The organism is Balneola sp. EhC07 (assembly GCF_001650905.1).
In the GTDB taxonomy this organism is placed as follows: Bacteria; Bacteroidota; Rhodothermia; order Balneolales; family Balneolaceae; genus Balneola.
Genome location: NZ_LXYG01000014.1, coordinates 304,930 through 316,041, shown reverse-complemented (window position 1 = coordinate 316,041; position 11,112 = coordinate 304,930). Strand labels below are relative to the sequence as shown.

13 protein-coding genes are annotated in these 11,112 nt (G+C 37.3%); 8 read left to right on the top strand and 5 right to left on the bottom strand.

Going from position 1 to position 11,112, the window contains the following annotated elements:
* Positions 1 to 202: 202 nt before the first annotated feature.
* Entirely contained in the window at positions 203 to 625 is a 423-nt protein-coding gene (locus A8B79_RS06705; RefSeq protein ID WP_066219864.1) for a DoxX family protein, read from the bottom strand.
* Between the two features lie 136 nt (positions 626 to 761).
* Between A8B79_RS06705 and A8B79_RS06700 the strand changes: the two genes are divergently transcribed.
* Positions 762 to 1,073, top strand: a complete 312-nt coding sequence (locus tag A8B79_RS06700) for a YciI family protein (protein WP_235603612.1) — start codon at positions 762 to 764, stop codon at positions 1,071 to 1,073.
* Here the strand turns inward: A8B79_RS06700 and A8B79_RS06695 are convergent.
* On the bottom strand, positions 1,070 to 1,825 hold the full coding sequence (locus A8B79_RS06695; protein ID WP_066219858.1) for a hypothetical protein: 756 nt from the start codon (positions 1,823 to 1,825) through the stop codon (positions 1,070 to 1,072). The two genes, A8B79_RS06700 and A8B79_RS06695, sit on opposite strands and share 4 nt — an antisense overlap.
* Positions 1,826 to 1,899: 74 nt before the next feature.
* On the opposite strand from A8B79_RS06695, the gene xseA reads away from it, so the two are divergent.
* The 4 genes from xseA to A8B79_RS06675 all read left to right on the top strand — a co-directional run bounded on the left by xseA (position 1,900) and on the right by A8B79_RS06675 (position 5,753).
* The gene (xseA, locus tag A8B79_RS06690) at positions 1,900 to 3,090 is read left to right on the top strand and encodes an exodeoxyribonuclease VII large subunit (RefSeq protein WP_066219855.1); all 1,191 of its coding nucleotides are present in this window, start codon (positions 1,900 to 1,902) and stop codon (positions 3,088 to 3,090) included.
* On the top strand, positions 3,087 to 4,067 hold the full coding sequence (locus tag A8B79_RS06685) for an FAD-dependent oxidoreductase (RefSeq protein ID WP_066219852.1): 981 nt from the start codon (positions 3,087 to 3,089) through the stop codon (positions 4,065 to 4,067). The genes xseA and A8B79_RS06685 overlap by 4 nt, the downstream gene beginning before the upstream one ends.
* The gene (locus tag A8B79_RS06680) at positions 4,060 to 4,596 is read left to right on the top strand and encodes a GNAT family N-acetyltransferase (protein ID WP_066219849.1); all 537 of its coding nucleotides are present in this window, start codon (positions 4,060 to 4,062) and stop codon (positions 4,594 to 4,596) included. Before A8B79_RS06685 ends, A8B79_RS06680 begins: the two co-directional genes overlap by 8 nt.
* Positions 4,597 to 4,679: 83 nt before the next feature.
* The gene (locus A8B79_RS06675) at positions 4,680 to 5,753 is read left to right on the top strand and encodes a hypothetical protein (protein ID WP_153038373.1); all 1,074 of its coding nucleotides are present in this window, start codon (positions 4,680 to 4,682) and stop codon (positions 5,751 to 5,753) included.
* Between the two features lie 2 nt (positions 5,754 to 5,755).
* Here the strand turns inward: A8B79_RS06675 and A8B79_RS06670 are convergent, their stop codons facing one another.
* Positions 5,756 to 6,892, bottom strand: coding sequence for a bifunctional chorismate mutase/prephenate dehydratase (locus A8B79_RS06670; RefSeq protein WP_066219933.1), 1,137 nt, complete (start codon positions 6,890 to 6,892; stop codon positions 5,756 to 5,758).
* 98 nt (positions 6,893 to 6,990) lie between these two features.
* Between A8B79_RS06670 and A8B79_RS06665 the strand changes: the two genes are divergently transcribed.
* Together A8B79_RS06665 and A8B79_RS06660 are read left to right on the top strand one after the other, a co-directional pair.
* Positions 6,991 to 7,470 carry a TspO/MBR family protein gene (locus A8B79_RS06665; protein ID WP_066219843.1) on the top strand — a complete coding sequence of 160 codons (480 nt, stop codon included), beginning with the start codon at positions 6,991 to 6,993 and terminating at the stop codon, positions 7,468 to 7,470.
* Positions 7,471 to 7,531: 61 nt separating this feature from the next.
* Complete coding sequence (locus tag A8B79_RS06660) at positions 7,532 to 8,959, top strand: glycoside hydrolase family 125 protein (RefSeq protein WP_066219839.1); 1,428 nt, start codon at positions 7,532 to 7,534, stop codon at positions 8,957 to 8,959.
* 3 nt (positions 8,960 to 8,962) lie between these two features.
* On the opposite strand, the gene A8B79_RS06655 is transcribed toward A8B79_RS06660, so the two are convergent.
* Positions 8,963 to 10,132, bottom strand: a complete 1,170-nt coding sequence (locus A8B79_RS06655) for a sensor histidine kinase (protein ID WP_066219836.1) — start codon at positions 10,130 to 10,132, stop codon at positions 8,963 to 8,965.
* A 105-nt stretch (positions 10,133 to 10,237) separates the two neighbouring features.
* Here A8B79_RS06655 and A8B79_RS06650 point away from each other — a divergent pair, with 105 nt between their 5' ends.
* Positions 10,238 to 10,693, top strand: a complete 456-nt coding sequence (locus tag A8B79_RS06650) for a plastocyanin/azurin family copper-binding protein (protein ID WP_235603610.1) — start codon at positions 10,238 to 10,240, stop codon at positions 10,691 to 10,693.
* A gap of 20 nt (positions 10,694 to 10,713) precedes the next feature.
* Here A8B79_RS06650 and A8B79_RS06645 read toward each other — a convergent pair whose 3' ends face one another.
* Positions 10,714 to 11,100 carry a DUF6768 family protein gene (locus A8B79_RS06645; RefSeq protein WP_066219832.1) on the bottom strand — a complete coding sequence of 129 codons (387 nt, stop codon included), beginning with the start codon at positions 11,098 to 11,100 and terminating at the stop codon, positions 10,714 to 10,716.
* Positions 11,101 to 11,112: the final 12 nt, after the last annotated feature.

Here is an 11,112-nt window from a genome sequence, read left to right as displayed (position 1 = left end):
GGGCATAAATAATGGACATGGAATCTGGTAAAGCAAAACAATCCCCAGTTAGAGGATTGGTATGATACCTTAAGAGGATGGTAAATAGGAATTGACTAAAAGTCTTTTCGTAAGATCCCGATCCGCCAGCTGGCGGACGGGATGTCCTGCTTGCAATATTGAGGTTGGTATAAAGAAATTTTGTCACCGAATTACCTGACACCTACAACTCTTTCTTAGAAAACAGTGTATTCACATTAAATACTTTGCTCCCGTTAAACAACAAATACAGAGATCCTGTAAGCATCATTATAGCAGGAAAAGCACTGGGATAAGTATCTCCCGTATGAACCATTAATAGTGCGATAATAAAATTACCGATCATTATTATGGCTGCAATACGAACTTGGTATCCTATTATAAAAAGTATCCCGCAAATGAATTGGGCGTATACCGATACCGCAGCTGAAACCAGAGGGATTGGAAAACCGAAGTTTGTTAAAAACTCCGAAAATTCAAGCATTCTATCCCATGAGAACACATTATCCTGAGTTCCATAGATCAAATGAAAACCTATGATCATCCGTATAAAAACTTCTGAGTAATCTTTGTGTTTATCAAAGAATGTATTCGCTCTTTCAATCATACATTTATTGTTTATTTATGTGAACCGGTATTATAGAGTACCTGATCATAAAATAGCATTATTCTTAGTTAATCCGTTTATTCTGAAATTCAATATTAGAATTCAGAATTAATTGGGGTGAATGATGAATAAATATATGTTGATTTTTCGGGGTCAGGATGGAGTTGATACTTCAGATGCCGCCCTCAAAGAAAGAATAGGTTTACATGTGAACTGGATAAAGAAACTTGGTGATCAACACATAGATTCACAACGTTTGGAAGACTCCGGAACCCATCTTATAAGTCATGATCATGTAATTACAGACGGACCTTTTATTGAGGCGAAAGAAATCATACTTGGATATACAATTATTGCAGCTAAAAATATGGATGAAGCTGTTTTTCTAACCAAAACCTGCCCCTTGCTAAATTACTTTGAAATTATGGTCAGACCGGTGGTTAGCTAATTAGTGAAAAAATCTTTTTCAAAAGTAGCAGCAAGATCGTAATTAAAGAACTCTATCATTTTAGTTTGCGTGCCTTTTTTCATTCCGATCTTTCTTGGCAACCAAACCCCATCTACTTCTGTGTATTCATCGATCGTGTAATTTATAACCGATTGATATTTTCCATCCAGAAAATAGACCTGTTTCATAAAAGGGCGATATGTTTCTTTTGAGATGTAGTACATTTCTTCTCCGTATCTCAAACCTGAAAGCCGGATAATGTACGCTTCCACTTCTCCTACTTTGATCTCTCCTTCATAGTAGATATCCAGTCTCTTATCTTCATAATCGAAAAGGTTATTCTCATACAAATTAAATTGTTCTTCCTCATTCAGCTTTCGACCTTTTAAATTCTGAATTTTCTCTCCTTCCTCTTTACCAATTCTCTTGATCCATCCCTTTCTGCCATGCCTTCCAAACAGGATATATTCTTCTTCGGTTTTTTGATCGATACGAAACCAATCTTTTTTCATATAAAAAAGATCGAAATCAGCTTTTTCACCTGTCTGATAAGTGATTTCACCGGTTGTTTGAAAAGATTTTATTCCTAAGTTATTCTCACGTCCTCCAAGCGCAGCCACCACTCGCTCAACCAGCTCATTCAATTCTTTATCGTATTCATAAATATCCAACAAATATCGGTTTCTGTCCTGAGTAAACACAAATGGACTTATAAAAAAGAGAAGCAGTATAGAGATGAAAATATTCTTCATAACGATAGAATTTCTCTCATTATACTAAATCAGAATCAATAAATCCCGTATGTTTCCCTCAAACCAATTTATTTATGTCCGAACAAACACCTTTTCTATTTGATATTCCTTCCGTTTCCGAACTAACCGGAAAGATCAAAACTGTACTCGAACAGAATTTTATGGATATTCTGGTTGAGGGCGAAGCCAGTAATGTTAAACAAAGTGCAAACGGACACTATTACTTTACTTTAAAAGATTCAGGGGCTCAGCTTCCTTGTGTGATATGGAGAAGTACCGTACAACGCTTAGGAATAGAACTCACCGACGGTCAGCAAATAGTAGTTGGTGGAGATATTCAGGTTTACGAACCTCATGGTCGTTATCAAATGATAGTAAATCTGGTTCAACAAGCGGGAATAGGAAAACTTCAGCAGGCATTTGAGAAACTTAAAGCAAAACTAAAAGCTGAAGGTTTATTTGATGATATACATAAACTGGCCCTTCCTAAATTTCCCCAAAGGATCGGAGTAGTAACTTCTAAAACTACCGCGGCTTTTCAGGACATCAGGGCTACTCTTCAGAAAAGATGGCCTCTTGCGGAAGTAAAATTGTTTCATGCCAGTGTACAAGGAGTGAACGCCGCTCCCGAAATTGTAAATGGAATTAATTACTTCTCTAATCATAAAAATGTAGATGTTGTAATTATTGGTCGTGGCGGGGGTTCGCTCGAAGATCTGTGGCCATTTAACGAAGAAGCTGTAGCAAGAGCTGTTTTTCATTGCGAGATCCCAATCATAAGTGCTGTTGGACACGAAATTGATTTCTCTATTTCAGATTTTATTGCAGATTCCAGGGCTGCTACTCCAACTCATGCTGCTGTAATGGCTGTTCCGGATATCAACGAAATAAACATGAAAATTGAAGACTTGTACAGAAGACTTCAGCTCAATACCTCAGGAGCTGTTCAGTTTTATAAAGATCGTGTTAAAAATCTTGCGGGTTCTTACGCCCTTCTTGCGGTTCAACAAAAGATGAAAAATGCCGGAAATAAAATTACTAATCTTAGAGAACAGCTTGGACATCGGGCTACCTCTTCGATAAGAAATCAAAAAGATGTTTTACTAGGTTTCCAACATCGTCTGGACAAGCAAAATCCCAATGGGCCTCTCGAAAAAGGATTTGCACGCGTTTGGCAAGATGAAAAGTGGATCAGAAATTCTAATGATCTCCATCAAAAAGAGTCTTTTGATATAGAGTGGAAAGATGATCGAATCAAAATATGAGTACACCTTCTGAAAAAGCAGAGATTATCGTACTTGGAAGTGGCGTTTCAGGTTTAACTACGGCACTTACTTTACTTGAAAATGGGTATGATGTCCGTATAATAGCTCGTGAACATTTCAATGACACCGTTTCTGCAAATGCAGCTGCTGTTTGGTTTCCATATAAAGCATTGCCCGTAGAAAAAGTAGTTAAATGGAGTAATCTGTCATATGTAAAGTTTAAGGAGTTAGCCGGTATTCCGGAAAGCGGAGTTTCCATTATTCCTTTCAGAGTTATTGAACCGTCAGATGAAACTCCATTCTGGCTCGATGCCTTGCCCAAAGAAGCAGAAATGAGCCGCCACAACATTAAAGTTCTTGGATCAGATTTCATTTCCTACTCCTGTTCTATTCCTTTGATCGAAACTCATATCTATCTTCCTTTCCTGCATAATAAATTCCTCCAAAACGGAGGAACTATTCAATATCAAGAGATCAAGGATTATAAAAGACTAGCTGAGCAAAATTTTGTTATCAATTGCACCGGGTTAGGTTCAAGAGAATTGTGTAACGATAAAGATATGTATCCCATCCACGGACAAACATTGAAAATCAAATCCACCAAGAATACTACTGGTTTAGCGTTCGAACAATTTCCGAATGAGCCGGATAATGAACTGGCTTATTTCATCCCCAGATCTGACTGTACCATTTTAGGGGGCTCTGCTTTTAAAAATGTAGAGTCAAAAGCTATTGATGAAGACCTTACTCAACGAATTATAAACCGTTGTCTTTTACTGGATCCGGAACTTGAAACCGAACACATTATCTCTTCACATGTTGGATTACGTCCCGGAAGAACTCAGATAAGACTTGAACAAGATCATGAAGCTTCAGTTATTCATAATTACGGTCATGGAGGAGCTGGATTTACCGTCTCCTGGGGTTGTTCGGCTGAGGTTTTAACTCTTGTTCAAAAATTCTTTGATAATGAATGATCCCTACTTTTTTACTTCAAATCGTCTTGGATTCAGGAAGTTTAAAGATACTGATCTTGAATTTTTCTACTCACTGAATTCAGATCCGGAAGTTATGAAACACTTCCCTTCTGTTTTGGATAAAGAACAAACGCTTTCATTAATGAAAAGGTTCAACGATCATATTGATGAACATGGTTTTGGATTTTATGCCGTTGATCTGCTTTCTGAAAATGCTTTCATAGGATTTATTGGTTTAAAGAGAACCAACTTTGAGGCTGATTTTACTCCTTGTGTTGAAATAGGCTGGCGTCTGGATAAAAAGTATTGGAATCGTGGTCTTGCAACAGAAGGCTCGGCTCGTTGTTTGGATTACGCCCTTTCTCATCTTAATTTAAATGAAGTGTACTCATTCACTTCCCTGAACAACAAAGCCTCAGAGAGAGTGATGCAGAAAATAGGGATGAAAAAGATCGGAGAATTTGATCACCCTTTGCTTGAAGATAATCATCCTTTAAAAGCCCATTGTTTGTACAGAATTTCAAAATGAACATAAAATATATTTTTCGATTCTATCGGAATGAATTTAACAGTTCCGTAATTTTGTTAATAAAAAACTCCCTCAATTCAATCATGAAGAAAATTCTTAGTTCTGTATTTCTGCTTTTCACAATTTTCTTGTTTTCAAGTTCAACAAGTGCTCAAGAGTCAAATTTTCAATTTTATGGAGATATCAGACTTGCACATATTGGAGTTGATACAAAAGCAGATGGTCTTGGAGGTGATAACACTCTATTGAGAGTTCGTCCCGGAGCAAGATTTCTGTTCAATGAAAATCACTCTTTTTCAGGTAGACTTGTATATCTGGTATCGAAAGAACTGGAACCTTTAACATTTACGGTTAAGGCTGATGGAAACCGTGCGCTTGCATATGGATCTGTTTCATTTGATGAGTTCTACTATCAGTTTCAAAACTCTGATCTTCAATTAAAATTGGGAAGATTTCAGCATAGTATAAACGTACACAGCAATGCAAAGCGATCGCATTTAAAATTTCAAAGCAATGCCAATTTTGTACACTGGACGGATGGTTTATATATCAAAAAATCAGTTACTAGTGATTGGTACAGTGAACTGGTTTTAGAATATCAAAACCGTAATAACCTGACACACCCCTATTCATTTCCACTAAATTTTGGAAAAAGCGAAAATAATTTTGCCGGCTACCTGAATTTTGAAAACAGAAAAAGAGATGATAATAACATCATTCAAAAAGGTTTTGGGATTTTCATAGCTCCGAATGCATATTCTAAACCTGATGGATACACTACTTATATCGCTTTTGATTCAAGAATAGCAATTGACATCCCAAAAAAGGAATTATTGAATGGTGGTTCGTTTAGAATTGCAGGTGAATTGGGTCAGAACTTAAACACTGACTTTTCGGACGGAACCAGCGCAGTTATGTCTTTTGGAATAAATAATTTTGCTGATAGACATGAATTCATGATCGAATTTGCAAAAACGGATGCTCAGTGGTTAACCGCAACTGCTTATCGATTTAATTCAGATGAAGTAGAGTTAAGGTACCGATACTTTGCTACAAGCAAATTGAATTTTGATGTACGATACAGAATCCGCGAATCCAGATCTGATTTAGTTCCTACTCAGTACAGTACATTTTTGAGAGCTACTTATTCCTTCTGAGATCAATTTTCCTGCTTGGCATAGCAGCCCAGAATAGTAAGTTCGGCTGCTTTTTCTTCCAATTTTTTAAGTGCTTTCTTAGTTTCAGGATCTGCTGTATTTGCAATGATATCTAAATGGAAAGAATACTTCCAAGGTTCATTCAGCCTTGGTCGCGACTCCAGTTTGCTCATATTGATTCCGAACTCATGCAGTACATTCAGACATTCGATCAAAGAACCTTCCTCATTGGATGTCACCATCAACAGTGATGTTTTCGCCGGAATCTGAAGATCAACTTTAACCGGTTTTGGAGCTACGATTACAAACCGAGTATAATTCTCTTTTTGATTTGCAATGTCATGAGCAATCACTTTTAAACCATAGTGATCAGCGGCGTGTGCTCCTGCTATTGCTGCTTGAGACAGATCTCCGTCTTCCAGAACTTTTCGTGCTGAAATTGCTGTATCCAGATAAGATTCTACTTTACTTCTCGGGAGTCTTGACAGAAAGTGAGTACACTGTGCGATCGCTTGCGGATGCGATAGAATTCTTCGGATCTGTGAAACATCCACATCTTCAACTGCTAACAGGCAATGAACTATTTTCAGAATCTCCTCGCCCACAATATGCAAATGTGCTTCTCCCAGAATGTCGTACGTATCATTGATGGAGCCGGCTGTTGTATTTTCGATAGGTAAGCAAGCCAGATCAACTTCACCTTCTTTCACTGCTTTTGCAGCTCCTAAAAAAGTGTCATAACCATAGCTCTCTACTTTTCCATAACGCTCACCAAAATGTCGCTGAATTGCCAGATGCGAATAAGCTCCGTCTGTTCCCTGATAACTTACCTTGATGGTTTCTCCATTGCTTTCGTTTTGATGATCAACCAAAGAATGAGTTTGAAATCGAACAGAGTTTGTAATGATCTCTCGGAATAAATGTTCTGCATAGTATCTGTCCAGACCAATTTCCTGAGCAAAATGACGAATTCGATTCAGAAGCTGCTCCTCCCTCTCCATATCTCGGATACCGGCCTCTTTGTCAATCTTAAGCGCGGCGACTTCTTTTACAATATCTTGTCGTTCAGCAACCGCTTTTAGTATGGTTTTATCAATTTGGTCTAGACGTTCCCGAATAGATTCGAGTTCTTTTTTCATATCATATCTATTTCGATGAACCGAGAAGGTAGTAAGTTTAAATTCAAATTGAGGGAATTTTTTAGAAGGAACTGACATTATTACTTCAAAAAGAATAAATGTCTATTCCGAATAAGTATAAACTTCCTGTTTCTATTGCAATTTGCTTACTCGTAGGATTTCTCTCCGGAATCTCAACTTCAGATAACATTTCAGGATGGTACTCAACACTAGAAAAGCCTTTCTTTAATCCACCGAATTGGATATTTGGTCCTGTATGGACTTTCCTTTATATCTTGATGGGAATTTCGTTAGGAAAAATTTGGAGCTCTGATATTTCAGGTAAAGAAAAGAATAAAGCTATTTTCATCTTTGGTTCTCAATTAGCTGTAAACGCAATATGGAGTATCTTTTTCTTTGGGATGCAAAATCCGTTGTTGGCTTTTATTGACATCATAATTTTGATTATTCTGATCGTCTACACCATCAAATTGTTCAAGCCCATCAATAGAATGGCTTCATGGCTTTTATATCCCTATCTGGCTTGGGTGAGTTTTGCAACTATTCTTAACTTATCAATCATATTATTGAATAACTAGATTTCAACACTTGCAAATGCATCTCTATTGATTCATCTTCTCAGGAAATAAATACCCTGATATGAATCGAAAAACCTTTCTCAAAAATTCCTCTCTTGCATTGGGAGCTTTATCTGCAATGCCACTCGGGAGCTTCATCACCAAAAAAGAATTTGTCAGCAAACGTCCACCGGTTTCGGAGCGTACGTTCTCCAGTTCCGCGGTTGAGGAAGTGATCAAAGAGATGAAATCTGTTATTAAAGACGAGGAAGTTTCCTGGCTTTTTGAGAACTGTTATCCAAATACCTTAGATACCACTGTCGATTTCGAATATATTGACGGAAAACCAGATACTTTCATCATTACCGGAGATATCGATGCCATGTGGTTGAGAGATTCCACGGCTCAGGTTTGGCCTTATCTTCCACTCATCAACAAAGATGAAAAGCTGAAAGAATTGGTAAAGGGGCTCATCAACCGCCAAACGAAATGTATCAATCTGGATCCCTATGCGAATGCTTTTTACAAAGATGTAAACAAAGAATCGTACTGGAAAGATGATTCCGCTCAAATGCTTCCGGGAATTCACGAACGTAAATGGGAAATCGATTCTTTGTGCTACGCTGTTCGTCTGTCGAATGCTTATTACCAAATTACAGGCGATACTTCCGCTTTTGATGAAGATTGGGATAAAGCGATGAAACTTGCTGCCCAAACACTCAGAACTGAACAGCGTATGGACGGCACTACTCCATACAGATTTGCCAGAAGGACATCCGTAATGATCGATAGTCCTCCTTTTAACGGAACCGGAAGACAACTTAAACCCACCGGATTGATTTGCTCGGCTTTTCGTCCTTCCGACGACTCTACCATTTATCAATATCTGATCCCATCCAATTTATTTGCCGTTACTTCATTGAATCAGCTTCATGATATTTATATGAACGAACTTGATGATCATGACTTCGCACATGAGTGTAAGATGTTTGCGAAACAAGTTGAACAGGCGATTGAAGATCAAGCTATCCATGAACATTTAAATTTTGGTAAGATCTACGCTTACGAAGTAGACGGTTTTGGAAACAAGATCTTCATGGATGATGCCAATGTTCCGTCTTTGATGTCTTTGCCGTACATAGAAGCTTTAAAACCGGATAGTCAACTTTATAAAAACACCCGAAAGTTTTTATTGAGTGAGAATAATCCATATTTCAATTCTGGTACAGCTGCAACGGGACAAGGAAGTCCGCATTCCGGAAAAGACAGTATTTGGCCGATGGGAATCATTTTAAGAGCTATAACTAGTTATGATACTGATGAGATCTCGTTGTGCATCAAAATGCTCAAAGAAACACACGCGGACACCGGTTTTATGCATGAAAGCTTCTACAAAAATGATGCAACTCAATACACCAGAGACTGGTTTGCGTGGGCAAATACGCTGTTTGGAGAAATGCTCATCAAAGTAAATGAAGAGCATCCTAAGATCTTAGAAAAACAGTTTTAATTTCTAAGCGGGTTTTAACAGTTTTTTCTTAGGCATTGTAAATTCAATTGTTGTTACATTTCCATCAGAATGAGCATCTACACGACCAAAATGTTTAACGATGATCCGGTTTACAATTGCTAAACCAACTCCTGAACCTTTTACGGTATTTTCATCATGAAGTCGTTGGAACACATCGAACATCTTATGCTTATATTTTTCATCAAAGCCAATTCCATAATCCTTAACGAAGTAGGTAATTTCATTTTCTGAAATTTCAGCTGATACGTCTATTTTTATGCTTTCCTGATTGATCGAATACTTAACTGCGTTTGAAAGTAAATTATCCACCACCTGTTTCATCATCGCTTCATCGCCATACACGGAAGGCAATTCTTCCATATTCAATTCGATCACTTTTTGAGTAGTTTCGCCCGTCTTGATCTCATTAACCGATTCATTAAAAAGCAGATTCATATCTATCATTGAATCCGTTTTGTCTTTCCTTCCAAGTCGTGAGAACTCAAGAATACCCTGAATCAGTTCGTTCATTTTCAATGCACTGTTAGAAATATTCTGAAGCTTTCTTGAGCCTTCTTCACCAAGTTGATCAATATGATCTTCTTCAAGCATTGCTGAAAATCCTAAAATGGCCCTTACTGGTATTTGCAGATCATGTGAAATAGAATAACTAAAACTCTCCAGTTCACTATTCATTTCTTCCAAAGCTTTAGTTCTGTGCTTAACTTTGTCTTCTAAGTTTTCATTTAAAGACTTAATTTCATCATTGGCTTCCTGCAATGCAGCCGGACTGGGAATATTGATCAATTCCGGCATGCTTTTCCATAGCATAAATACAGTACCAACTGATACCATTGCCATAATTATTTTTAGAATTCCGGAAATATCGTAGTAAGGAATCCAGACATTTACGATCATCATCACATGAACAGTTCCACAGGCGATTATAAATATAGCGAAAGCTACCAAAAGGGCATTTACCTCAACATCCTTTCTTTTGTTGACGAAATAGATCAATAAGCCGGGAATCATGTAATAAGAAAAGGCAGTTACTCCATCTCCCAAAACGTTACTCCATAACGTAGCAGGCTCCCAAAAATAGCAAGCTCCATGTGGCATATAATTGTTATTGAAGATTTCAAAGATCGAGTTGAGTAATAAAATTCCGTCCATAGAAGCATGATGAGATTAGGTATATATCTAAATTAACTTTAATTCATATTCAAAAGCCATTTACTTAATTTAATCTAATCGTTTAGAAACAAATATCATTCAATATTGATCTTCCCAAAATTACTAAGCCTGTTATTTTCAGCATTTCTGTTTCTTGCAATCACCAAAAGTGCTAGCGCTCAGGGTTCTATACAAAAAGTGATAATCAAATCTAATGATGGGATGAGATTCGATCTGGATGAAATAAAAGTACAATCAGGGGCAACAATTGAGCTCACACTAGTTCATACGGGCAAGCGAACTAAAGAAGAAATGGGGCATAATTTTGTTCTCTTACAAAAAGAAGTTGAAGTCAGGTCCTTTGCTATGAGCGTACTCGATGAGAAAGAAAATGGATATATTCCTGAATCAAAAGAAGAAATTATATCCTTTACAAAAGTAATTGCCGGTGGTGAATCAACTACCATTACATTTGAAGCTCCACCAAAAGGAATCTATAATTTTCTGTGTTCGGTACCCGGACATTTCGGGTTAATGAAAGGCAAGTTTATCGTTGAGTAACAAACTTACCTTTCCCTTTTTCAACTTTTATTAGAAACTTTCTCGGACAACACTGCAATCTGAAATTCCATTCTTTTCATTTCCCTTAAGATGGAATTCTTATCCATTTGCATCCAGTGCCACAATTTCATCATAGAAGTCGCTGAGAGTATGATGAAAAATATTCCTCCTAGTCTGAATAGCTCACCGGTTTCTGTAGCGGTGAAAAATTCATACCCAAAATAAAAGGTTGCTACTGTAAAGATCAGCTGTACGATAGTAATTAATATTGCCCAGCCTTTTAGTTTTCCGGTGTATAACCCACCCCACTGCTTGAATAATCCTTCTTCCTCAAGTTCGTGATAGAACTTTGCTTCATCTTTGTTTAACGACTCTTCTATCAGTTTGTCGATGTCTTCTTTTTTCATAATAGTACCAAA

Coding starts and splice junctions, on each gene's coding strand:
- A8B79_RS06705 (WP_066219864.1), bottom strand. CDS start 625: ATGATTGAAAGAGCGAATACATTCTTTGATAAACACAAAGATTACTCA.
- A8B79_RS06655 (WP_066219836.1), bottom strand. CDS start 10,132: ATGGACGGAATTTTATTACTCAACTCGATCTTTGAAATCTTCAATAAC.
- A8B79_RS06645 (WP_066219832.1), bottom strand. CDS start 11,100: ATGAAAAAAGAAGACATCGACAAACTGATAGAAGAGTCGTTAAACAAA.
- A8B79_RS06660 (WP_066219839.1), top strand. CDS start 7,532: ATGAATCGAAAAACCTTTCTCAAAAATTCCTCTCTTGCATTGGGAGCT.
- A8B79_RS06680 (WP_066219849.1), top strand. CDS start 4,060: ATGAATGATCCCTACTTTTTTACTTCAAATCGTCTTGGATTCAGGAAG.
- A8B79_RS06700 (WP_235603612.1), top strand. CDS start 762: ATGTTGATTTTTCGGGGTCAGGATGGAGTTGATACTTCAGATGCCGCC.
- xseA (WP_066219855.1), top strand. CDS start 1,900: ATGTCCGAACAAACACCTTTTCTATTTGATATTCCTTCCGTTTCCGAA.
- A8B79_RS06685 (WP_066219852.1), top strand. CDS start 3,087: ATGAGTACACCTTCTGAAAAAGCAGAGATTATCGTACTTGGAAGTGGC.
- A8B79_RS06670 (WP_066219933.1), bottom strand. CDS start 6,892: ATGAAAAAAGAACTCGAATCTATTCGGGAACGTCTAGACCAAATTGAT.
- A8B79_RS06695 (WP_066219858.1), bottom strand. CDS start 1,825: ATGAAGAATATTTTCATCTCTATACTGCTTCTCTTTTTTATAAGTCCA.
- A8B79_RS06675 (WP_153038373.1), top strand. CDS start 4,680: ATGAAGAAAATTCTTAGTTCTGTATTTCTGCTTTTCACAATTTTCTTG.
- A8B79_RS06665 (WP_066219843.1), top strand. CDS start 6,991: ATGTCTATTCCGAATAAGTATAAACTTCCTGTTTCTATTGCAATTTGC.